This window comes from Franzmannia qiaohouensis, assembly GCF_031451695.1.
Taxonomy (GTDB): domain Bacteria; phylum Pseudomonadota; class Gammaproteobacteria; order Pseudomonadales; family Halomonadaceae; genus Franzmannia; species Franzmannia qiaohouensis.
On sequence record NZ_JARWAM010000011.1, the window covers coordinates 113,172 to 135,127 of the forward strand.

Consider the following 21,956-nt stretch of genomic DNA (forward strand, 5'->3'; position numbering starts at 1 on the left):
ATCGACACCTCCTCTTCGAGCTGTCCCCGGCGCCCCTCATGTCGCAGGGAGTAGTTGCTTATGGGAATAGCGGCAGCGCCCGCGCTGGGCGAACCCCGTGTCGGCCTCTACCGTTTGGGTTTTCCATAATCGTCCATGACCCGGAGGGGCACTCCTTGGCATAATGGCGGCTTTGCCCTCAGGGAAGACCCATGACCGCCTGGAGCAAGCTACTCGTCGCCACCACGCGGCTAATCGACCTGCACGACAGCGGCCACGAGCCCGGCTCGCCGTTCGTGCAGGTCAGCCAGGAGAGCCGCCGCGGGCTGCGCGACGGCTACTGGCTGGACCTCGGCTGCCTGCTGCTCGACTACCTGCTCGATGTCGACTTCGCCACCAACAGCGCTTTCGTCTCGCAGAGCCGCTGCCTGGCGCAGCTGCGCGAGACCTACCCGGACCTGCCCCACGACGACCTCAGCTTCGTCATCAACCTGCTGGCCACTCCCAGCGAGCTGCACTTTCGCCAGCTAGGCGTCGAGGATAGCGCCGCGCGCGCCTCGCGCAGCACCAAGCGCACCGCGCTGATCGAAAAGCAGGGCCAGACCGGCCAGGTGCGGCTGACTGCCAGCGGCCGCCAGGCGGTGACCCTGGCCAGCCAGGTCGAGGACCTGCTGTACTCCGAATACGATGCCGCCAAGGTGCTGGCGGCGCTGGCCCGCGGTGATTTCGCCCGGGTGCCGGATATCACCAACCAGATCCTGCTGGCGATCCGCGGGCTGACCCAGGAGCTGCGCCGGGTGCGCGAGAATCCCACCCGCGAAGGCAAGCTGGCGGCACTGCTCGACAATCAGCGCCACTATCACAACGCGCTGTCGAGCATTCAGCGTACCCTGCTCGACGCCCGCGCCCAGCTCACCGCGCCGCGGCTGATGGAGCGCTTCGCCGAGTGGCGCGAGGCCGAGCAGGCGGCCAGCGGCGAGGAGTGGGACCTGCGCATGCTGTCCAGCGCCATCGGCCGGGTACTGACCGCCATAGAGAATCTCTCGCGGCGTCTCGCCGAGCTGCTCGCCGATATCGCCGAGGGGCGTATCCAGTCGATGGGCGTGGTCGACTTCGCCGATCTGGCCCGCGGACTGCTCAATAGCGCCCCGGCGGCGGCGCTACAGCAGGCGCTGGTGGCGCGGCTGATGCCGCTGCACGTGCAGGTCGCGGTGCCGCGCATGGCGCCGCTGATTCCGCTGCTGGAGTCACGCCGAGCCGAGACCAGCCACGCCGCCCTGGTGTTCGACGAGCAGCACGACGCGGCCCCCGAGGACCCGCTGCTGGCGCGCTTCCTCGAGGCCCGCGGCCCGGCGCTGCGCCAGCGCATCCAGCGTGAGCCGCTGTCACTGCCGGCGGCGCTGGCCGAGGGCTGGCACCGCTTCGAAGAGGGCGACTGCCTGGCTCAGCTGCTCAACACCTTCGTCGATACCCAACTGCTCGATGACCGCCTGGCGGTGGGCATCGACGCCACGCCGTTCGAGCTGACCCTCGCTGACGGCCGATGTGTCCGCGGCGCGGTGACCCCGTCACTGCGCCTCTCCGATCAGGATGATCCGAAATGAACATGAGTGAAATGGGCGAAGTGGTCGCCTACCTGCTGCGCTACCGCAGTGCCGAACGCGCCCCGGGCAGCGGACGCAAGCGGCGTGCCGCCCGCGAAGGGCAGCTCTCCGAGCGCGATGTCTGCGCGCTGATCGATGACGCCAGCGACCTCGAGCGCGAGGCGCTGCGCGACTTCCTGGCCGGCCAGGGCCTGCGCCTCAAGGCCTTCGAGTCCGGCGACTATCCGGGCATCGCGCCGGGCTCGCGCTACTACGCGCTGCTGCCCGACCCGGACCTCGAGCAGCCGCCGCTGTATACCCGCGAGCCGGTGTTCGAGGCCCTCAAGCTGCGCCAGGAGAGCCGCGCCGAGCTGGCCCAGTGGTACCTGCAGCTGTGGCTGTTGATGCACACCCTGCTCTACACCCGCTACAACCGCGCGCTGTCCGATGTCAGCCGCTACCAGGAGGCGACCTTCGCCAGCAACGAGCTGCTTGACCTGCTGCGCGAGCAGCTCGAGGCGCTGCGCAGCCTGGGCGAGGCGGCGCCGGAGGCCAGCCGCGCGCTGCTCGACGAGCGCGGCGAGGACCTCAACCGCCGGGTGCGTGCCTTCATCGACCTGCAGGCCCGCGCTGGGCTGCTCGAGTCGCCGCGGGAGACGCTGGCCGAGGAGGGCGATGAGGCCGGCGGCGATATCTGGCAGCAGACGCTGCTCGGCGCCCTGGAGAGCGAGCAGGTCGGCCTGCACCAGCTTGGCCACCTGCAGTCGCTGGCCGAGGGACGCCTGGCCGACGAGGCATCAGCGGAAAGGCCACAAGCCGCCCACCAGGAGGCCGACGCATGAGCGTGATCAATCGTATCGAGGTCGCCAACCTGCTCAACAAGCATGGCGACATCGCCTCGCCGTGGGACGCCAAAATGCGTCACCTGCTGCTCGACCTGCGCGGCCAGTCCAGCGCCATCAGCATGGAGAACGGCTTCGGCAAGACCACTCTCGCCGAAGCGCTGATCGGCCTGCTGTCGCGGGACCGCTCGCTGATCTCGCGCACGCGGCGCAAATGCTCGCCGTCGACCGTCGCCGGCCAGGGCCGCAGCTGGAGCCATCTGCGCGTCGAGTTTCGCTCGCGCAGCGGCGGCGAGCGCCAGGAGGACATGCTCGCCGCCGCCGGCGAAGAGGTCGCCGGCGAGACCTTCGTGTTCGGCTTCTATGGTTACAGCGACGGCAGCGGGCTGTCGTTCTACCACTACCCCGGGCGACTCGAGGACATCCCGGTCCACCACCTGACCGCCGACGGCATGCTGGCGCTGTACGCCAACAGCGACATCAAGACCGCCATGTCAAGCCGCAACGTGCGCCTGACCCACAACCGCGAGGAGTGGCTGGACGCGGTGGGTGCCCATGTGTCGCGCCGTGAGCTGGCGCAGCTGGCCGCCTTCCAAAAGGAGGGCGGCGCCGACAAGAGCCAGATCTTCAACGCCATCAAGCCGCGCGGCGGCGAGAAAGCCGACCAGGCGTTCTTCTTCGAGGTGCTGGCGCCGGAGATCCTCTCCGGCGCGACCCGCGGCGAGACCGACGAGAGCGAGGAGCTGATCGAGGAGGTGATCCTCAACTCCGGCACCCATATCACCGAGCTGCGCCATCGCCTCGACGAAGCCGAGAGCGACCAGCGCCGCACCGCCGACAAGGTGGCCAGTCTGGCGACGCTGAGCGCCGACGGCGCGGCGCTGCTCGAGGCCCGCGAGGCCCGCGAGCGTCTCGACGAGGGGCTGGCCAGCCTCGAGCGCCTGCTCGGCGGCCAGGCCCTGGCCGGCCTGCCGGGGCTGCCGCAGCAGCCCTCCGACGCCGACGTCGATGCGGCGACCCTGGCGGGCTTGGCCTGGGCGGTGGGCGACACCGGCCGGCCGCGGGTCTCGACCTGGCTGCTGGCACGGCTCAGCGGCGCTAGCGAGCGCAGCGTCCGCCAGGCGCTCTCCGAGCGCGGCGCGAGGGTCGATGCCCACCGCCGGCTTATTCACCTGCCCGACGCCGAGTGGCTGAGCGCTCGCGACCTGGGCCACGTGACCTTTGCCGCCGCCCGCGACTGGCTGGCAGAGACGCTGAGTTTCAACGACGACAGCGCGCGCCACCGTGCCCTGGAGGCGTTGGATAGTGCGGCCGACGCCTTCGAAGCGCTGGACGGTAACCGCTTCCGCGAAGAGGTGATCGCCGACCGCACTTACCTCGATGAGCTAGGCCATGACCTCGACGGCCTCGAGCAGCAGCTCGAGGGGCTCGAGCACGACCGTGAGCGCCTCGAGGGGCAGCAGCGCGAGTTCGTCGACAACCAGAGTTTCTATACCCAGGCGCTTGCCGATGGCCTGTTCAGCGAGGCCGAGCTGGAGGCGCCGGAACACACCGCCGAGGCCAGCCGCCGCGAGGCCGAGGAGGCGCGCCGCGCCCTCAACGCGCATCTGGGCCGCAGCGGCGAGCTCAAGCAGGTCGCCGCCTGGCACGCCGAGTTCCGCCAGCGTCACCCCCACGAAGTGCCCGCCGAGCGCCTGGCCGAGAAGCACGAGCGCGAGGCGCTGATCGAGGAGGCCCGCGAGGCCGCTGAGCAGCAGCGCCAACCGCTGCTCGAGCAGTGCCGCGAGCTGCGCGACGAGGCGGCCACCCTGCGCGACGAGCAGCAGCGCCTGGCCGGCGAGCAGGGCCTGCTCAGCCAGGGGCAAGGGCCGTGGCAGGCCTTCGTCGAGGGCTGGCCGGAGGAGGAGCCGCGCGGTTTCTGGTCGCGGCGCAAGACCCAGCTGGCCGAACTCGAGACCCGCTGCCGCGACGCCGAGCAGCGCCAGCAGGATGCCCGCCGCGAGCAGGCGCGGCTGGCGCCGCTGGCCGAGGCGGCACGGCGCTACGCCGAGCTGCATGGCGATGACGAACCGGTGCACCTGCGTAGCCGCCTGCGCGAGCGCGAGCGTGAACTGGCGGATGCCGAGCACCGCCTCGCCCAGCGCGAGGCCGAGCTGCGCGAGCTGCATCAGGCGCGGCTGAGCTTCGCCGAGCGCAGCGAACTGGCCCCGGCGGACTGGCTGCGCGATGCCCAGCGCCGCTATCCTCGACTGCTCAGCGAGGCGGAGTCGCTGGATAGCGTCATTGCCGAGCGCCAGCGCTACCTGGAGAGCCTGAGCGGCGACCCGCTCGAACGCCGTGCGGTGGAAGCCGAGGCCGAGCGCCTGCTGCAGCGCGAGGAGATCGCCTGGCAGCCGCTGCACGAAGTACTCAACGCCGCGCATTGGCCAGAAGCCCGGCGCCGCGAGTGGCTGGCCCAGGCCGCCGGGGTGCTGTTTGCGCCGGTGGTCGAGGGCGATGCCAATGCCGAAGACGTCGCCGGCCTGCTGGTCGACGCCGGCCTGGCGCTGCCGGTACTCGAATCCGGGGCCCTGGCGGCGCGGCTGGAGGCCGGCCGCTCGCCGCTTGGTGCGGTACAGGGCGTCGAGACGCTGGCGGTCAAGGCGGCCCTCGACCCGCGCTACCTGGACGAGTTGCGTCAGGCCACCGAGCGGCGCCTGGCCGCCGACCGCGAGCGCCAGGTGGCACTCGAAGTCGAATGCCGGCGTCTCGACCCCCACGGCGAGGCCTACGCCCTGGCGGTACGCGCCAGGCAGGCCGACGAAGCCGGGGTGGTCGATGCGCTGGAGGCGCTGGGTGCCGAGCAGTCTGCGTTGGCCGGGCGCCAGGCGGCGCTGGCGCCGCGCCTCAGCGACGCCGCGCTGAGCTGCATCGACGACTACCAGCGCTACCTGGAAGCCGGCGGTGAGCTGGCCCTGGAGGCCGCCGCCGAGGCGGCACTGGCGGCCGAGAGCGAACTGGCCGAGCAACGCCCGCAGCTGGTCGATGCTCAGCAGGCGCTGGAGCGCCACGGTGAGACCTGGCTGGCGGCGGAACAGTTTGCCAACGCTGGTGGCGCGGAGCGCCTCGAAGCGCTGGAGGCGCGTCTCGATGCCCTGGCCGAACGCCAGGCCGAGGTCGGCGAGCGACTGCATGACGCCGAGGCCCAGCGCGAGACCCTCGAGCGCCGTCTCAGCGAGCTCGACGCCGAGCAGCGCGGGCTGTTCGCCGACGGCGAACGTGACCGGCTGCGCGCCCTGGCCGAGTTCGAGGCCGAGGGCGGCGTGGCCTTTATCGAAACTGCCGCCGAGGTGCAGGAGCAGCTCGAGACGCAGCTGGCCACGGCCAACCGTCGCGCCGACTTCTCGTTCACGCGGATCCGCGCCTACCTCGACGTACGCGATGCCGGCGGCGGCGGGCAGAAACTCGAGCGTGAGATCGCCCGGGTCAAGCGCGAGCGCGGCGAGTGCCGTGAGCAGCTCAAGGCCAAACGCGACGAGCGTGACAGCGTCAGCGAGCGGCTGGGCGTCCAGCGCCGGGCCATGGAGTGGGTCGACCAGCTGGCCCTGGCATGGCTGGCGGTGGTCCGCGAGCTGCCCAGCGGCTGGAGGCAGCGGCTGGCAGAGGCCGAGCCGCAGAGCGCCTGGCCCCTCGACGACCCGGACCAGGCGACGCGTCAGGCAGCGCTTGACGACTGGTGGCGGCTGGCAGGCAGTGAGGCGGCGCTGCCCGATCCGGCGGCGCTGGAGGCCTGCCAGCAAACCCTGATCGATGCGCTTGATGATCTCAACCTGGGTGAACGAGCGCGCGACCGCGAGCGCCAGGATAAGGCGGTGCGTGCCCTCGAGCGGCGCCTGGCCGAGGCGCTGGAGGCAGCCGCCCAGAGCCGTGCCTTCAGCGATACCGAGCGCGCGCGGCTGGGGGCGTTGAAGGGCGTCAGCGCAGCGGCCTTGGCCGATCTGGCGGCGCTGCACGATCAGCTCGACGCTCAGCTCGGCGAGCATCGCCAGCGCGTCGAGCGGCTGCACGCCTCACGCGAGCAGATCGAAGGCACCCTGGTCGAGCGGCTGAGCTCGATCATCGCCGACGCCGCCGGCAACTTGGATATCCTCAAGCGCGTGGCGCGCAGCCACGGCGAGGGCGGCGCCTATTTCGAGGTCAAGGCGTCGCTGATCGACGGCGAGCCGCTGCGCGAGCTGATCACCACCCTGCTGGCGGATATCGACGAGCACCAGCTGGCGCAGAAGCGCCGCGCCGAGCGCGACGGCGGCATGCCCGACGGCGATGCGCGGCGCCGCGACGACGACCTGCTGCGCCAGATTCGCCGGCGCATCTACCGCGGGCTGTTCCACGACGTGGCGATTCGCCTCAAGCACGACGCCATCCGCCCCCACGGTCGGCTGTTCTCGCTCAACGAGGACATGTCCGAGGGCCAGCGCGAGGCGGTGTCGCTGATGTGGCTGGTCAAGCTCTCGGAGTTCGCCATCGAGCGCGAGCTGCGCGAACTGCCCGGTCACCACAAGCGGCGGGCGCGCAACAGCCGCGAGAGCGTGATCCTGCTCGACGGCCTGTTCTCCAAGCTCTCCCACCGGCGGCTGATCCAGGACTCGCTGGAGTCGCTGCGCAACACCCGCGGGCGCTTCCAGATGATCGGCCTGATCCACAATCCCAACTATGAGAACGACCCGGCAATCTTCCCCACCTACCTGGTGGGCAGCGTGATCGGCGGCGTTCAGGGCCAGGGCGGCCATGTCATGGTCCGCGACGGCCGCAGCGTCGAACCCGAGCAGCTCGGTCGCAGCACCGGCGAAGCCAGCCTGTTCGGCATCCACGTCAGCGAGCCGGTCGGCGAGGAGACGTAGGATGAGCGATACGGCGCGAATCTACGGCGTTGGCGACAGTACCCTGCAGGCGCTGGGCGGCGAAGCGGCGGTGGCCACACTCGTCGAGCGCTTCTATTCGGCGATGCAGCGGCTGCCCGAGGCGCAGCGGATTCGTGCCATGCATCCCGCCGATCTCGACGAGGCGCGGGACAAGCTGACCACCTTCCTGATTGGCTGGATGGGCGGTCCCAAGCGCTATCGCGAGCGTTTCGGGCCGATCAGCATCCCGGGGGCGCATCGTCACCTGGATATCGGCCCCGAGGAGCGCGACGCTTGGCTTCTGTGCATGGCAACGGCGCTCGACGAGCAGGGCGTGGATGCCGAGCTCAAGGCCTACCTGCTGGCTCAGCTGCGTCACCCGGCGGAGATGTGTCGGCGGCGCTGAAGGGGTGGGTCAGGGCTGACTCAGTACCTGATTGCGGCCCTGGTGCTTGGCGCGATAGAGCCGGCGGTCGGCGCGTTCGATAAAGGCCTCGCGGGGCTCGCCGAGGCGGTATTCGGCGATGCCGATGCTGGCCGTGACGCGCCCCGCGCCAAAGCCGAAGTCGTGGAGGGCAATCGCCTCGCGCAGGCGTTCGGCAAGCGGTAGGCAGTGCGATAGCGGCGTCAGCGGCAGGATCACGGCGAACTCCTCGCCGCCCAGCCGCGCCGGGATGTCCTCCTCGCGCAGCTGCAGCTCGCAGAGTCGCGCCAGGTCCTCGAGCACCTGGTCGCCCTGCAGGTGTCCCCAGGTGTCGTTGATACCCTTGAAGTGGTCGAGGTCGATCAGCATCAGCGATAGCGGCGAGCCGTGGCGACGTGCGGAGGAGATCTCCTCGTCCAGGCGGCACATCAACTTGCGGCGATTGGCCAGGCCGGTGAGCTCGTCGGTATCGGAGAGTTCGCGCAGGTGCGCCTCATGGGCGACCTGCTCGCTGACGTCCATCATCAGGCCGTGCCATAGCGTGCCGTCTCCGCGCCATTCGGGCTGGGCGCGCACCGAGATCCAGCGAATCTCGCCACACGGCTGATAGAGCCGGAACTGATTGGCCAACGGCGTCAGCGACTTGGCCGAGCGCTCGATGGCGGCCATCAGGCGTGGAAAATCCTCGGCGTGAATACGTGCGAAAGCGTAGCTGGCATCGTCGGCCAGCAGGCGGCGCTCACCTGCGCGGATCAGGGTGGCGTTGCCGGCCAGATAGGGGAAGCGCAGCTGGCCACTGGCGCTGCGAAAGAGTTGGAAGATCATGCCGGGGATACGTTCGGTCATGGCCTTGAGCTGCGCGAGACTCTCCATGGTCTCGGGCAGCACGCTATCATCGGCAGGCATGGATGGCCTCCTGGCTAGGCGTTCCGCTGCGTTGGTGTTTCTTGTTGTTCGTCGGGTGCTGGGCACCTCGTTATATAAGCAGGCAAATATACGCCTAAGCATGAGGAGGCGTCACCCTGCAAAGGATGTAAGCGATTGACTACAAGGTGTGACGCTTTGTCATGACCTGGTCAGCGCGGGGCGTCATAGCGTCCGGCACGCCCGCGCGAGAACACCAGCTGCCAGAGCTGCAGGTCGCGGGCGCGAAAGGCGCCGGCGCACACCGAGAGATAGTAGCGGAACATGCGCTTGATGCGCTCGCTGTAGGCGTCGGCGATCTGGTGCCAGTTGGCATCTATGTTGGCCAGCCAGGCCATCAGGGTGGGGTCGTAGTCGGCACCAAAATTCTGCCAGTCTTCGAGCAGCAGGTGCCCTTCGGCGGCCCGAGCGATATGCATCGCCGAGGGCAGTACGCCGTTGGGGAAGATGTACTTGTTGACCCAGGGGTCGGCGGTGATATCGGAGTTGTTGGAGCCGATGGTATGCAGCAGGAACAGGCCGTCGGCCTCGAGCAGGCGCTCCACGGTCGTGAAGTAGGTGGCATAGTTGCGGTGGCCGACGTGCTCGAACATGCCGATCGAGACGATGCGGTCGTAGCGGCCGTCGAGGTCGCGGTAGTCCTGCAGCAGGATCTCCACCGGCAAGCCCTGGCAGCGTTCGCGGGACAGCGCCGCCTGCTCGCGGGAGATGGTAATGCCGGTCACCTCGGCGCGGTAATGGTGGGCGGCGTATTCGGCAAAGCTGCCCCAGCCACAGCCGATGTCGAGCACCCGCATGCCGGGCTCTAGCTCGAGCTTGCGCGCCACCAGGTCGAGCTTGTCTAGCTGGGCCTGGTGTAGCGAGTTGGCGCGCTTCCAGTAGCCGCAGGAGTAGCACATGGTGGGGTCGAGCATGCACTCGAACAGGTCATTGCCGAGGTCATAGTGCGCTTCGCCGACGATATATGCCCGCGCCTTGCTCTGCAGATTGAAGAAACCGGTCTGCAGGCGGTACATCAGCCGTTCGGAAGGCGTATGGGCACGTTCACCGAGCCCATGCATCAGCAGCCGGCAGGCCATCTCGTCGATGCGTGGGCACTCCCACCAGCCGTCCATGTAAGCCTCGCCGAGCCCCAGGGTGCCCTGGTGGAGCACCCGCGAGAAGAGATCGGGATGATGCACCTGAATGTCCCAGTCGGCGCTGCCGTTGAGGGTCACACCGGAGCCTTCGAGGAGTTGCTCGACGACGCGACGGGCGCGGCTGTCTGGGAGGGGGACGGGGCCGATTCGGGGGTCGCTGGTCATGGCAGTCTCCTGTTCCGTTAGCTAGTGCTCTCCGGGCGTTGGCTAGGTTGACGGCAGGGGTGCGGCGACATCTTGTTATGCTTGCGACGTCGTGTTTAGTGAGCATAGACGATCGATAACTGGCGTGGTAACTCCGTCGGTGGCTAGTGAACCTTGCGCATGTCTCTTTCAGGCATGCCGATGCCTCACCTGAGACGTTCGACGGGGCTGGCTCGACTAGGCTGTAGGCGCCAATCACAGCATAAATGAAGGACGCCAGCCATGAGTCAAGCCAATCGCGGGGTGGTCTACATGGGCCCCGGCAAGGTCGAGGTCCAAGCCATCCCCTTTCCCGAACTGGCGCTGGGCAAGCGCAAGTGCGAGCACGGGGTGATTCTCAAGGTAGTCACCACCAATATCTGCGGCAGCGACCAGCATATGGTGCGCGGCCGCACCACCGCGCCGCAGGGACTGGTACTGGGCCATGAGATCACCGGCGAGGTAATCGAGTGTGGCCGTGACGTAGAGTTCGTCGCGGTCGGCGATATCGTCTCGGTGCCGTTCAATATTGCCTGCGGCCGTTGCCGCAACTGCAAGGAGGGCAAGACCGGCATCTGTCTCAACGTCAATCCGGCGCGCCCCGGGGCGGCCTACGGCTATGTCGACATGGGCGGCTGGGTCGGCGGCCAGACCGAGTACGTGATGGTGCCCTATGCCGACTTCAATCTGCTCAAGTTCCCCGATCGCGAACTCGCCATGGACAAGATCGGCGACTTGACGCTGCTTTCGGATATCTTCCCCACCGGTTTCCACGGCTGCGTTACCGCTGGAGTGGGGCCGGGCAGTACCGTCTATATTGCCGGTGCCGGCCCGGTAGGCTTGGCCGCGGCGGTCTCGGCGCAGCTGCTGGGGGCGGCCTGCGTGATCGTCGGCGACATGAACCCCGAGCGCCTGGCCCAGGCCGAAAGCTTCGGCTGCGAGACCCTCGATCTGCGCCAGGATACGCCGATGGCCGACATGCTCGAACCGATTCTCGGTGATCGCGAGGTCGACTGCGCGGTGGATGCGGTGGGCTTCGAGGCGCGCTGCCACGGCCACGATCACTCCCACGAGCAGCCTGCTGCGGTACTCAACGCCTGCATGGACATCACCCGTGCCGGCGGCCAGATCGGCATCCCCGGGCTCTACGTCACCGAGGACCCGGGTGCCGAGAGCGCCGATGCCCAGCATGGCAACCTGTCGATGCGCCTGGGCCTGGGCTGGGCCAAGTCGCACTCCTTCCACACCGGCCAGTGCCCGGTGATGAAGTATCATCGTCAGCTGATGCAGGCGATCCTGTTCGAGCGGGTGCATATCGCCCAGGCGGTCAACGTTCAGGTGATCTCGCTGGACGACGCGCCGCGCGGCTATGCCGACTTCGATGGCGGCGTGGCGAAGAAATTCGTCATCGACCCCCACGGCAGCGTAGCCGCCTGAGCGTGTCAGCCGCCGGGCGTGGCGTCCGGCGGCACCAGCCAGCTATCGCTGAGTGCCAGCAGGTGGTCGGTCAGGGCATCCAGCACCTGGCCGCCCTGGCGCCAGTGGTGCCAGTAGAGCGGCACGTCCACCGCCTGGTGGGGCGAGAGGTCGACCAGGCGGCCATCGGCGAGATGCCCGCTGGGGTCGATCTCCTCGAGCCGCCCGGCATCGAGTTCGCGCGCTGCCTGGCGCTCCGGCACCATCCCCCAGCCGAGACCCGCCAGGGCCAGGCCGACGAAGCCCTGCGACGACGGGCACAGGTGGTAGGGAAACGGCGGTTCGACGCCATACATCGCCAGGAAGCGATGCTGGAGCCGATCATCGGGCCCAAACACCAGCGCCGGGGCCCGCTTCAGGGCGCTCGGCGTCACACCATGGGGAAAGTAGCGGGCGATGAAGGCCGGGCTTGCCAGCGCTCGGTAGCGCATGCTGCCCAGCGCGTGGCTGCGTGCCCCCTGCACCGGACGCGCTGAGTCGCAGAGACACCCGGCGACCTCGCCGTCGCGCATGCGCTTGAGCGCGACCTCCTGATCTTCCACCACCAGTTCGAACAGCACCCGATGCCTGTCGCTGAAACGGCCCACGGCCTCCGGCCACCAGGTCGCCAGGCTATCGGCGTTGATGGCCAGGCGCAGCCGCGGCTCATCGCCGCTGCCCAGCGCAGGGACCTCATCGAGCAGGTCGTGCTCGAGCAGCCGCACCTGTTGCACATGGTTGAGCAGGCGCTGGCCAAGTGGCGTCGGCGCCAGGCGTGGGCTGCGCATCAGTACCGGCTGGCCGAGGCGGGCCTCGAGCAGCTTGATGCGCTGGGATACCGCCGACTGGGTCAGGCCGAGCTGGCGCGCGCCGCGCTCGAAGCCGGCCTGGTCGACCACCGCAGCCAGCGCCGCGAGCAGCTTATAGTCGAGCATCTTGGCGTGCCGTGGTGGTCGATTCACTCATCATTATTTCTAATCACTCAGTTGCTTTAGTAATTTCATTAATTTCAGCGCACAGCGTAGCCTGCTCGGCACGATCTTCCAATCGATGCTGCCAAAAGGAGCTGCGCGTGCTGATTTCCCTCACCCATGGACTACTGATCTGTGCCGGCCTGATCGTCGCCATCGGCGCCCAGAATGCCTTCGTGCTGCAGCAGGGGCTGCGTCGAGAGCATGCCTGGCTGGTGGCCGGTGTGTGTGCACTGTGCGACTGGCTATTGATTGGCCTGGGGGTGCTGGGGTTGGGGGCACTGATTGCCCAGCAGGCCCTGCTGATGGAAGTGGCGCGCTGGGCGGGAGCGGCGTTTCTTGCCTGGCAGGCGTGGCTGGCACTGCGTCGCGCGATGCTCAGCAATGCACTGGTGGCCGCCAGCGGCTCCCAAGGGTCCTGGCGTGCTGCGCTGGCGGCGACCCTGGCGGTAACCCTGCTCAACCCCCAGGTCTATCTGGAGACCCTGGTACTGCTGGGCGCCATTGGCGCGGTGCAGCCGAGCCCGCTGGGGTTCTTCATCGGCGCCGCGCTGGCCTCGTTCGGCTGGTTCTTTGGGCTGGTGGCTGCCGCAGGCTGGCTGGCACCGCGCCTGGCCAGCCCCCGCGTATGGCAGGTCATCGATACGCTGATCGCACTGATACTGGCCTGGGTGGCCTGGCGGCTCGCCAGCGGGGCGATGCTGCCGTGAGATGTAAGGTTTTCGTTACGGGGTGTCAGGGGTTTCGACCGCGGCGGCGGCGCACCATCACGGCTGACAGGGGCTGGCAAGGAATCGTTACGGCAGCCGGCGCTGCATTGCCAAAACACCCTCTCAGAGGCACGAAATAGCGCTGCTCGCGGTGCGGCCGGGGCTCTAGTCTGGGGGCACGACATAGGTCACGACCCACAACAACACCTCAAGGAGGTCCCCATGAACGCACCGGCACAGGTCGCTGCGCAGCAGAGCGCAAAAAACCCGATCGGCACCAACGGCTTCGAGTTCGTCGAGTACACCGCACCCAGCGCCGAAGGCCTGGAGGCGCTGCGCGCGCTATTTATCCAGATGGGCTTCACCGAGACCCGCAAGCACCGCTCCAAGCAGGTTTCGTTGTTCCAGCAGGAGGGCGTCAACTTCGTGCTCAACGCCGAGCCGAACAGCCACGCCGCCGAATTCGGCAAGATCCACGGCCCCAGCGCCTGCGCCATGGCCTGGAAGGTGGCCGACGCCAAGCAGGCCTTCGAGCATGCCGTGGCCAACGGCGCCGAGCCGGTGGAGAATCCGGTGGGGCCCGGTGAGGTCGGCATTCCGGCGGTACGCGGTATCGGCGGCTCGCTGCTCTACTTCGTCGATAACAAGGTCGACGGCCAGGGGCGCACCATCTACGACATCGACTTCGAGAAGATTCCCGGTAGCCAACCCAACGAGCGCAGCGTCGGCCTCAAGGTGCTCGACCACCTGACCCACAACGTCGACCGCGGCCAGATGGACAAGTGGGCCGATTTCTATACCGACATCGCCAACTTCCGCGAGAACCGCTACTTCGACATCAAGGGCAAGAAGACCGGGCTGCTGTCGCGGGCAATGACCGCGCCGTGCGGCAAGATGCACATCCCGATCAACGAGTCCGCCGACGACAGCTCGCAGATCGCCGAATTCCTGCGCGAATACAACGGCGAAGGCATCCAGCACTTGGCCATGGCCACCGACGACATCTATGCCACGGTGCGCGCCCTGCGTGCCAACGGCGTGACCTTCCTCTCCACCCCGGACACCTACTACGAGAAGGTCGATGCGCGGGTGCCCAACCATCAGGAGAACGTCGACGAGCTGCGCGAGCTGAGCCTGCTGGTCGACGGTGCCGAAGGCGAGGGCGTGCTGCTGCAGATCTTCACCGAAACGGTGATCGGCCCGATCTTCTTCGAGATCATCCAGCGCAAGGGCAACGACGGCTTCGGCGAGGGCAACTTCAAGGCGCTGTTCGAATCCATCGAGGAGGACCAGATCCGCCGCGGCGTGATCAAGGACGACTGAGCTCCTCGGCATACCGTTCCTGACGCCTTACCCCGCGGCCCGTGCCGCGGGTTTTTTGCCATAACTGGCTATCGCTCGCCCCTAGTGAGATTCACTCTCCCTGTCGTTTCCCCACTTCTCGAGTAGCAGGTCGATGAATAGCTGTGCCGTGCCCGACAGGCTATGCGAGTTGCTGGTCACCAGGCCGATGGTCCGTTGTATGTTGGGTGCCGGAAGTTGTCGTGAACAGAGGGTGTCGTGGTCGGCGCCGGGCATCGTCATACGCGGCAGGATCGCCACGCCCAACCCCGACTCGACCAGACCCAGCGAGGTGGATAAATGCTGCACCTCGTAGAAGCTGTTCAAGCGGATGCCATCGGCGGATAGGGCGTTGTCCAGCAGGGTACGGTTGCCGCTGTCGCGACTCACCGTGATCAAGCGCACGTCGTGAAGGTCGTCCCACTGGATATCGGTTTTATGCGCCAACGGATGGTCGGAGCGCAGTGCCAGTACGAAGGGGTCCTTCAGCAAGGGCGTGAAGTCCACCTCGGGGTTCTGCGCACTGATCATGTTGATGCCGAAATCAGCCTCCCCCCTTACCACCTTTTCCAGCCCCTCGTTGGCGCTGACGTCGAGAATGCGGATGCGTATGCCGGGCCAGGCTTCGCTGAACACCCGAATGACACTGGGTAGAAAGTAGAAGGCGGCCGTCGGTAGGCAGGCGATGGTCAGGGTGCCCTTCTTGTGGGTCGCCAGTTCCCTGATGCCGAAGATCGATGACTCGTACTCTTCGATGACCCGACGTGCTCTCGGCAGAAAGTCCACCCCGATCGCCGTCAGGCGTGTACGGCGGGTGGTGCGCTCGAGCAGCGACACCTCCAATACTTCTTCCAGCTTCTGAATGCGACGTGACAATGCCGGCTGCGAGAGGTGTAGCCGCTTGGCAGCCTCGTGAAAATTACCCAGCTCGGCGACCAGCACGAACGCCTGAAGATCCAGGAACTCGACCCTATGTAGCATTGCATGTCTCTTGCATCATTGTTTTCAACTAATAACGCTAGCACATTAATGTGCGTATCGCCATAATTGGCATGTATATTTGCATTTGAGGCATTAAAGGTGGAGTGACAAGCTCATATCATGTCAAACATGAGCCGAGATATGATTCATGAGCAATAGCATTCCCTGCATCATCATGAGGGGGGGCACCTCCAGGGGGCCCTTCTTGAGAATGAGGGATTTACCCGATTCCGAAGCGGCCAGGGCCGATTTGCTTCTGGGGCTGATGGGCTCGGGTCATCTGCTGCAGATCGATGGTATCGGTGGGGGAAATCCACTGACCAGCAAGGTGGCCATTGTCGAGCGATCCACCCATCCAGATGCCGATGTCGATTATCTATTTGCCCAGGTCGATGTGCTGAGGCGACATGTCGATTTCAATCCAAATTGCGGCAATATGCTCTCGGCGGTTGGCCCGTACGCCATTGAAACCGGCTTGGTCGAGGCTGACGAAGGTATCACCAGTGTTCGTGTCCGTAATCTCAATACGCAGCGCTTCATAGAGTGTCAGGTTTCCACGCCGAACAAGCAGGTCTGCTACGAAGGTGATGTCTCGATTAGCGGTGTACCAGGCAGTGCCGCAGGGATACGTCTGAGCTTTCTGGATGTCGTCGGCGCCAAGACCGGCCATCTGCTGCCCACCGGCAATACCGTCGATGTCATTGATGGGGTCGAGGTGAGCTGTATTGATGCGGCAACTCCCGTGGTGTTGGTGGAAGCCAGCGCACTGGGTGTGCAAGGCAGTGAAACGGCCGAGCAGCTGGATACCAAGCGTGACATGTTGGACCGCCTGGAAGAGATTAGACGCAAGGCGGGGCGGCTCATGGGCATGGGAGACGTGACGCAGAGCGTTCTGCCCAAGCCGATCATCGTCTCGTGTTCGGATACGCCGGCGTGTACTCTGCGTGCCCGATACTTCGTCCCACATAGCTGCCATAAGTCGATAGCCGTAACCGGGGCAATAGCACTTGCAAGTGCCATAAGCGTCGAGGGGACGCTGGCCAACCGTATGGCAGTCAAGGCAGGTCACCTTGAATCGGGCGATCTTCTGCAAAGTGTGACTATCGAGCACCCCCTCGGTGTCATGGAGCTCGATGTGTCACACGGCAGCGGAGGAAGTGGTGATGTATCGCGCGTCTCGATGATAAGAACAGCGCGCAAGATCATGAGTGGGGATATCTTTTATCCAGCGCTCAGCGCATGAGCTTGACTTTTTATAGGCCCTTTTGGCCACGAACGGCAGGCGCCTTGGCGCTTGGATGGTAAGCCTAGTATCGCATATATCCTATAAGTAGAAAGGAGTAACGCCATGAAACTGTTTCACCGCAAAGAAACTGGCTTGGCCCCCGGGCTTGGCAAGCTCGTTAAGGCTGGCGTAGTGAGTGCTGCGCTGCTGTTTGGAAGCTACGGTCATGCGGATAGCAATGTGCCGAGTAATGTCACCTTTACCGTCCCGTTTGGTGTGGGGGGAGGTACCGACGTTTGGGCACGATTCCTCGCTCCTTGGCTTACTGAATACCTGGAAAGTGCCCCCACTATCATGATCGACAATGTGCCTGGCGGCGGTTCGATCAATGGGGCCAACGTGTTCGCCAGACGGGCAAGCAGCGACGGCAGTCACATTCTTGCCACTTCTGCATCGACGCAGTTCCCGGCCATGCTGAACGAAGATCGCGTACGCTATGACTATGCCGACTGGCTGCCGGTCCTTGCCTCGCCGACCGGCGGTGTGGTGTATGCCAGCAGCGAACTGGGCGACGACCAGGACGCTGTCATGGCGGCGCTTCTCGATACCCCTGTGAAGTTTGCCGCGCAAACTCCTACCGGTCTCGAGATGCCGGTATTGATAGCGCTGGATATGCTGGATATGGATGTGACTGCGGTGTTCGGCATGCGCAGCCGTGGCGAAGGACGCCTGGCTTTCGAGCGCGGAGAGGCCAAGATCGATTTTCAGACTACCTCAGCCTATTTCAGCAGCGTTGAACCCTTGGTGGAAGCGGGGGACGCCGTCCCGTTATTCTCGCTGGGCATGCTGGATGAAGAGGGGAATCTGGTGCGCGACCCGGCGTTCCCCGATCTGCCTACCTTCAGCGAAGTCTATGCAGAAATCCACGGTGCCGCTCCCGAAGGTCCTGCCTACGATGCATTTCGTCAGTTCTTTGCCGCCGGCTTTGCGCTGCAGAAGCTGATCATGCTGCCTGCCGATACGCCTCAGGATGTCATCGATGACTACCGCAGCGCCGCTAGCGCATTCATCAATGACGAGCGCTTTCTAGAGGAGTCCGAGGCACAGCTGGGACCCTACAGCTTGGTAAGTGGAGACGTGGCAGAGCGTCATCTCAGCGATGTGATGACGCTCGATGATGATACTCGTGAATGGTTGGCCGAGTGGCTCGAAAGTCGCTTTGGTGCCTCAATCTGACGTGCACCTAGGCGCCGGGTTGTTCGCTTGAGCGGATGGCCCGGCACGCTGCCATTTATCACGAGATTCTTCCTATGTTTGATGTATTGCTATCTAGCTTAGGGCAAGTCTTCACCTTGCCCCATCTGCTCTACATGATGCTTGGTGTTTCCATCGGGCTAATCGTAGGCATTATTCCCGGGCTAGGCGGCATTGCCGGCATGTCGATACTGTTGCCATTCCTGTATGGCATGGATCCCGCGATTGCTTTGGGCATGTTGATGGGGTTAGTGGCGGTCATACCTACCGGGGACACCTTTGCATCGGTGTTGCTGGGGATTCCTGGCTCAAGCGCTTCACAAGCCACCGTGCTGGATGGGTTCAGCCTCGCCAAGAAGGGCCAGGCGGCACGCGCCTTGTCGAGTGCCTTTCTCTCGTCGATGATCGGCGGCCTGATAGGTGCCATTGTTCTTACTCTGTTCATCGTCGTTGCGCGGCCGGTGGTGCTCTCTTTCTCGTCCTCAGAGCTCTTCATGCTGACCTTGCTGGGGCTGTCGATGGTGGCCGTCCTGTCAGGGGGCGACATGTTCAAGGGCCTGGCGGCATGTGGCCTGGGGCTGCTGGTAGGCGGTATCGGCATGGCGCCGGCCACGGGTGAATTCAGGCTCAACCTCGATATCGACTATCTCTACGATGGCTTGCCGCTGGTGGTCGTCGGGCTAGGTATCTTCGCGTTGCCGGAAATCATCGACCTGTTGAAGGGGCGCGGGGCCATCGCCAATCAGACCTATGCCCTTGGCAAGGGCTGGCGGCAAGGCTTCGGGGACGTTGCAAGAGAGCGCGGCCTGGTGATGCGTTGCGCCGGGGCGGGGAGCCTGATCGGTACCATTCCCGGTCTGGCCGGTTCGGTGGTGGACTGGCTGACCTACGGCCATGCCGTGCAGAGTGCCAAGGACAAATCGCAGTTTGGTAAGGGCGACATTCGCGGGGTGATTGCTCCCGAGTCGGCCAACAATGCCACCGCCTGCGGTGCCATGGTGCCCACCTTGCTGTTCGGCATCCCCGGTTCGGGCACCGCCGCCGTCTTCCTCGGCGGGCTCTTGCTGCTGGGCCTTCAGCCCGGGATCGGAATGATCGAAACGCATCTCGACCTGACCTACACGATCATCTGGTCGTTGGCGCTGGCCAATATCCTGGGTGCGGCACTCTGCCTTGGCCTGGCGGGGCCCGTCGCCAGCCTGACCCGCGTCCGCTTTGTCATTCTGGCGCCCTTGATCACTACGCTGATCCTGTTCGCGGCCTATCAAGCGACGCGCTCCACCGGTGACCTGATAGCGCTGGGCCTGGTCGGCTTGCTGGGCGTGCTGATGAAGCGTGCCGGCTGGTCGCGTCCTGCCTTCCTGATCGGTTTCGTGCTCGCCGCCGGTGCTGAAACCTACTTCTACCAAGCGGTGCAGTTCCAAGGCAGCAGCGCCTTTGCACGGCCTGGTGTCGCTATCATCGCTGCCATGATTGGCATCTCGCTGTTTCTGCCGTTGTTGCAGCACTTCCGCCGTAAGCGCACGCAAGCCAATGAGCCCATCTCGCAGTTCAAGCACGATGGGGCAGGGGATTCGGAGGCTCAGGAGGGAGGCACGCTTCGCCTCAGCAACATCGATATCATCCTGTTCATCGGCCTGCTCGCACTGTCGCTGCTGACCTGGCATGAAACGCGTCAGATGTCGCTGCTCGGAAGTGTTTTCCCGCTGCTCGCCATGGCGATCATCCTGGCCTCCATGGCGGCCGAGGCGGTCAGGTTGACGCTCGCCAGTGCCGGTTGGACATGGCTGCCGCTGCGTGAAGAGATGCTCTGGATACTGGGGTTCTTCGCCCTCGTGGGCATGATTCTCAGCCTTGGACTGGTCTCGTCGGCAATTCTGTTCTGCCTGGGCTTCCTGCTGTTCATTGCCAGGCTCAAGCCTTGGGTTGCCGTGATTCTGGCGGCCGGCGCGGGTGTCTTCCTGGTCGCCATGGCCCACTTCATGAGCCTTACGTACCCGAGCGGGATCCTCGATGCGCTGTGGTTCCGCTGATGGCGTGCTGGTGCTAGGGGATGGCATGAGCTTGGTGCGGCTAGTCACCGGTTGCCAGCCAGCCGTTATGATCGACTGCCAGTGGCACCGGATCCAGTGAGTGGCCCTGGCCCAAACCGCTACCGCCTATTCCTGACGCCTTACCCCGCGGCCCGTGCCGCGGGTTTTTTGCTTGGGCGGTCGCCGAATTCACGATAGTTGCTGGGTGTCGGTGAGGGCGAATCCGTTGAGCCAAATGATCATTTTCTTCAGTAATCTTAGGTTACTCAAGCCTCGAAAATGCGGCCGTTCTAGGGCTTTCTAATTCGTTTACTTGATAAAATTAAGCTGATAATCTGGAATCTCGTTATTACTAAGAAGCATAAAGCAGCGGCGTGCAATTTCGTGCTTTCCGCTAGGATGATGGAGACGTGGCGTGGAAAAAGTACAATTCGGCAGTGGTGACATAGAGAACGCCTTAGCCAAGATGGATGAAAAGGCACTCGACGGGCTGGCGTTCGGTGCCATTCAGCTCGATGCAAGTGGCAAGATTCTGCAATACAACGCTGCCGAGGGTAGCATTACCGGACGCGATCCCAAGAGTGTAATCGGCAAGGACTTCTTCAAGGACGTCGCGCCTTGTACTCAGGGCAAAGAGTTTCAGGGGCGTTTCAAGGATGGCGTTAGCAAGGGCGACCTTAATACTATCTTTGAATACATCTTTGACTACAAAATGCAGCCGACCAAAGTGAAGATCCACATGAAGAAAGCCATTTCAGGCGATACCTACTGGATCTTTGTGAAGCGGCTGTAATCGCAAGGGTAAAAAGACCCAACCGCAAGGAATAGTGACGACAGGGACGTCGTATTTTTCTCCCCTGATACAAGGCACCCCACGATGTCTAGGTGGCTTGATACAACAACTGTCAAAGAGTTGTTGCATTCGCTTCTGCACGCTGAACTGAGTGCATATCGTGGTGCGCAGGTTTCACTTGCGCCTAACGGTTTGCAGATAGACTCACTCGAACGTCTCTACCTGGCCGCCAGTGTCAATGAGTTCTTCAACCTACATGAAACCGGTGTTGAAGACCGCTTGCTGATGACCGAGAGCCTGGAAGCATGGGCCGAGCTGATTGTCGAGGCCATGCCGTACACGTCGGGGCTCAGCTTTCGCACATCCGGCAGCAGCGGAGTTCCCAAGACGTGTCATCAACCCTGGCTTGCCATCGAGACGGAAGCCCGTGCTCTGCATCGCCGGTTACACGATAAAGTCTCTGCCACCCGGGTGGTAAGTTGGTTGCCGCTACACCATTTGTACGGGTTTATGCTGGGGATCGCATACCCCTTGGTCAACGGTCTGCCACGACTGGCCGCAGGCGATACGCTGCCTGCGCTGCATTCAGGGGATGTGATCGTTACCGTGCCTCCGCGTTGGGGGTACCTTGCCAGCTCACGCAAAAGCTGGCCTTCCGACGTGGTGGGTGTCACGTCCACAGGCCCATTGCCTCAACATGCAGCGCAGCTGCTGACGGCAAATGGCCTTCCCAATCTGCTGGAAATATACGGCAGTAGCGAGACAGGTGGGGTCGCCACTCGCTGGTTTCCAGCGGCTTCGTTCGAGCTCCTGGAGCATTGGCAGAGATCTTCGTGTGATGCCATTAGTGCCGTTCACTGTGGCGAGCGTGTGGGCCTGCCTGACCATATTGCCTGGCAAGATACCAGGCGCTTCACCCTCCAAGGCAGGCGTGATGATCTGGTGACGATAGGCGGCACAAACGTCAGTCCTCTTGAGGTTGCTGGCAAGATTGAGGCGTTGCCGGAGGTCAGCCACTGCGCCGTGCGCGCTTACATCGCCGGTGATGACCAAGTACGCCTCAAGGCGTATATCGTTCCCAGTGCCTCTGAGGAAGACGCATCGGCTGGTCTGGACGCGATGTTGCCAAGTCTGCCTGCGGCTCAACGTCCTGTCTCGATCACGTTCGGTCATGCGCTGCCCACCAATGCGCTGGGCAAGCTCTGCGACTGGTAATCTTTGGCTCCGTACAGGATAAAC

16 protein-coding genes are annotated in these 21,956 nt (G+C 64.6%); 12 read left to right on the forward strand and 4 right to left on the reverse strand.

All coding sequences use genetic code 11. The features are described 5' to 3' along the window. The first annotated feature begins 191 nt into the window (after positions 1 to 191). From QC821_RS15610 to QC821_RS15625, 4 genes are read left to right on the forward strand one after another with little or no spacing between them, the layout of a single operon-like run. Entirely contained in the window at positions 192 to 1,583 is a 1,392-nt protein-coding gene (locus QC821_RS15610) for a hypothetical protein (RefSeq protein ID WP_309723481.1), read from the forward strand. Further along, positions 1,580 to 2,404, forward strand: a complete 825-nt coding sequence (locus tag QC821_RS15615; protein WP_309723483.1) for a hypothetical protein — start codon at positions 1,580 to 1,582, stop codon at positions 2,402 to 2,404. Before QC821_RS15610 ends, QC821_RS15615 begins: the two co-directional genes overlap by 4 nt. Then, on the forward strand, positions 2,401 to 7,284 hold the full coding sequence (locus QC821_RS15620; RefSeq protein WP_309723485.1) for a hypothetical protein: 4,884 nt from the start codon (positions 2,401 to 2,403) through the stop codon (positions 7,282 to 7,284). The genes QC821_RS15615 and QC821_RS15620 overlap by 4 nt, the downstream gene beginning before the upstream one ends. Before the next feature lies 1 nt (position 7,285). Next, positions 7,286 to 7,690: a group II truncated hemoglobin gene (locus QC821_RS15625; protein ID WP_309723488.1), complete on the forward strand. Its 405-nt coding sequence runs from the start codon at positions 7,286 to 7,288 to the stop codon at positions 7,688 to 7,690. A 9-nt stretch (positions 7,691 to 7,699) separates the two neighbouring features. Here QC821_RS15625 and QC821_RS15630 read toward each other — a convergent pair whose 3' ends face one another. Together QC821_RS15630 and cfa are read right to left on the reverse strand one after the other, a co-directional pair. Continuing rightward, positions 7,700 to 8,614, reverse strand: a complete 915-nt coding sequence (locus QC821_RS15630) for a sensor domain-containing diguanylate cyclase (RefSeq protein ID WP_309723493.1) — start codon at positions 8,612 to 8,614, stop codon at positions 7,700 to 7,702. Positions 8,615 to 8,784: 170 nt separating this feature from the next. Continuing rightward, positions 8,785 to 9,936, reverse strand: a complete 1,152-nt coding sequence (gene cfa, locus QC821_RS15635) for a cyclopropane fatty acyl phospholipid synthase (RefSeq protein WP_309723496.1) — start codon at positions 9,934 to 9,936, stop codon at positions 8,785 to 8,787. Between the two features lie 261 nt (positions 9,937 to 10,197). On the opposite strand from cfa, the gene fdhA reads away from it, so the two are divergent. Beyond that, complete coding sequence (gene fdhA / locus QC821_RS15640; RefSeq protein WP_309723498.1) at positions 10,198 to 11,391, forward strand: formaldehyde dehydrogenase, glutathione-independent; 1,194 nt, start codon at positions 10,198 to 10,200, stop codon at positions 11,389 to 11,391. Positions 11,392 to 11,396: 5 nt separating this feature from the next. Here fdhA and QC821_RS15645 read toward each other — a convergent pair whose 3' ends face one another. Beyond that, positions 11,397 to 12,344 carry a LysR family transcriptional regulator ArgP gene (locus QC821_RS15645; protein WP_309723500.1) on the reverse strand — a complete coding sequence of 316 codons (948 nt, stop codon included), beginning with the start codon at positions 12,342 to 12,344 and terminating at the stop codon, positions 11,397 to 11,399. 137 nt (positions 12,345 to 12,481) lie between these two features. Here QC821_RS15645 and QC821_RS15650 point away from each other — a divergent pair, with 137 nt between their 5' ends. Beyond that, a complete protein-coding gene (locus QC821_RS15650; protein WP_309723503.1) occupies positions 12,482 to 13,090 on the forward strand; it encodes a LysE/ArgO family amino acid transporter in 609 nt (202 codons plus the stop codon). 222 nt (positions 13,091 to 13,312) lie between these two features. Beyond that, positions 13,313 to 14,413, forward strand: coding sequence for a 4-hydroxyphenylpyruvate dioxygenase (gene hppD, locus QC821_RS15655; protein ID WP_309723507.1), 1,101 nt, complete (start codon positions 13,313 to 13,315; stop codon positions 14,411 to 14,413). Between the two features lie 81 nt (positions 14,414 to 14,494). On the opposite strand, the gene QC821_RS15660 is transcribed toward hppD, so the two are convergent. Beyond that, positions 14,495 to 15,412: a LysR family transcriptional regulator gene (locus QC821_RS15660; protein WP_309723511.1), complete on the reverse strand. Its 918-nt coding sequence runs from the start codon at positions 15,410 to 15,412 to the stop codon at positions 14,495 to 14,497. A 148-nt stretch (positions 15,413 to 15,560) separates the two neighbouring features. On the opposite strand from QC821_RS15660, the gene QC821_RS15665 reads away from it, so the two are divergent. From QC821_RS15665 to QC821_RS15685, 5 genes are all read left to right on the forward strand, one after another. Continuing rightward, positions 15,561 to 16,655 (forward strand): 4-oxalomesaconate tautomerase, encoded by a 1,095-nt coding sequence (locus QC821_RS15665; RefSeq protein ID WP_309723514.1) that lies wholly within the window; start codon positions 15,561 to 15,563, stop codon positions 16,653 to 16,655. 105 nt (positions 16,656 to 16,760) lie between these two features. Further along, a complete protein-coding gene (locus QC821_RS15670) occupies positions 16,761 to 17,873 on the forward strand; it encodes a type 2 periplasmic-binding domain-containing protein (RefSeq protein ID WP_309723517.1) in 1,113 nt (370 codons plus the stop codon). Positions 17,874 to 17,947: 74 nt separating this feature from the next. Further along, positions 17,948 to 19,924, forward strand: a complete 1,977-nt coding sequence (locus tag QC821_RS15675) for a tripartite tricarboxylate transporter permease (protein ID WP_309723520.1) — start codon at positions 17,948 to 17,950, stop codon at positions 19,922 to 19,924. A 415-nt stretch (positions 19,925 to 20,339) separates the two neighbouring features. After that, positions 20,340 to 20,717: a photoactive yellow protein gene (pyp, locus tag QC821_RS15680; RefSeq protein ID WP_309723523.1), complete on the forward strand. Its 378-nt coding sequence runs from the start codon at positions 20,340 to 20,342 to the stop codon at positions 20,715 to 20,717. Between the two features lie 84 nt (positions 20,718 to 20,801). Beyond that, complete coding sequence (locus QC821_RS15685; RefSeq protein ID WP_309723525.1) at positions 20,802 to 21,932, forward strand: AMP-binding protein; 1,131 nt, start codon at positions 20,802 to 20,804, stop codon at positions 21,930 to 21,932. The last annotated feature ends 24 nt before the right edge of the window (positions 21,933 to 21,956 follow it).

What these genes read in the sequence shown, in the direction of transcription:
- cfa (WP_309723496.1), bottom strand. Translation starts at nt 9,936, where the DNA reads ATGACCAGCGACCCCCGAATCGGCCCCGTCCCCCTCCCAGACAGCCGC.
- QC821_RS15625 (WP_309723488.1), top strand. Translation starts at nt 7,286, where the DNA reads ATGAGCGATACGGCGCGAATCTACGGCGTTGGCGACAGTACCCTGCAG.
- QC821_RS15645 (WP_309723500.1), bottom strand. Translation starts at nt 12,344, where the DNA reads ATGCTCGACTATAAGCTGCTCGCGGCGCTGGCTGCGGTGGTCGACCAG.
- QC821_RS15610 (WP_309723481.1), top strand. Translation starts at nt 192, where the DNA reads ATGACCGCCTGGAGCAAGCTACTCGTCGCCACCACGCGGCTAATCGAC.
- hppD (WP_309723507.1), top strand. Translation starts at nt 13,313, where the DNA reads ATGAACGCACCGGCACAGGTCGCTGCGCAGCAGAGCGCAAAAAACCCG.
- QC821_RS15630 (WP_309723493.1), bottom strand. Translation starts at nt 8,614, where the DNA reads ATGCCTGCCGATGATAGCGTGCTGCCCGAGACCATGGAGAGTCTCGCG.
- fdhA (WP_309723498.1), top strand. Translation starts at nt 10,198, where the DNA reads ATGAGTCAAGCCAATCGCGGGGTGGTCTACATGGGCCCCGGCAAGGTC.
- QC821_RS15675 (WP_309723520.1), top strand. Translation starts at nt 17,948, where the DNA reads ATGTTTGATGTATTGCTATCTAGCTTAGGGCAAGTCTTCACCTTGCCC.
- QC821_RS15670 (WP_309723517.1), top strand. Translation starts at nt 16,761, where the DNA reads ATGAAACTGTTTCACCGCAAAGAAACTGGCTTGGCCCCCGGGCTTGGC.
- QC821_RS15660 (WP_309723511.1), bottom strand. Translation starts at nt 15,412, where the DNA reads ATGCTACATAGGGTCGAGTTCCTGGATCTTCAGGCGTTCGTGCTGGTC.
- QC821_RS15685 (WP_309723525.1), top strand. Translation starts at nt 20,802, where the DNA reads ATGTCTAGGTGGCTTGATACAACAACTGTCAAAGAGTTGTTGCATTCG.
- QC821_RS15665 (WP_309723514.1), top strand. Translation starts at nt 15,561, where the DNA reads ATGAGCAATAGCATTCCCTGCATCATCATGAGGGGGGGCACCTCCAGG.
- QC821_RS15615 (WP_309723483.1), top strand. Translation starts at nt 1,580, where the DNA reads ATGAACATGAGTGAAATGGGCGAAGTGGTCGCCTACCTGCTGCGCTAC.
- QC821_RS15620 (WP_309723485.1), top strand. Translation starts at nt 2,401, where the DNA reads ATGAGCGTGATCAATCGTATCGAGGTCGCCAACCTGCTCAACAAGCAT.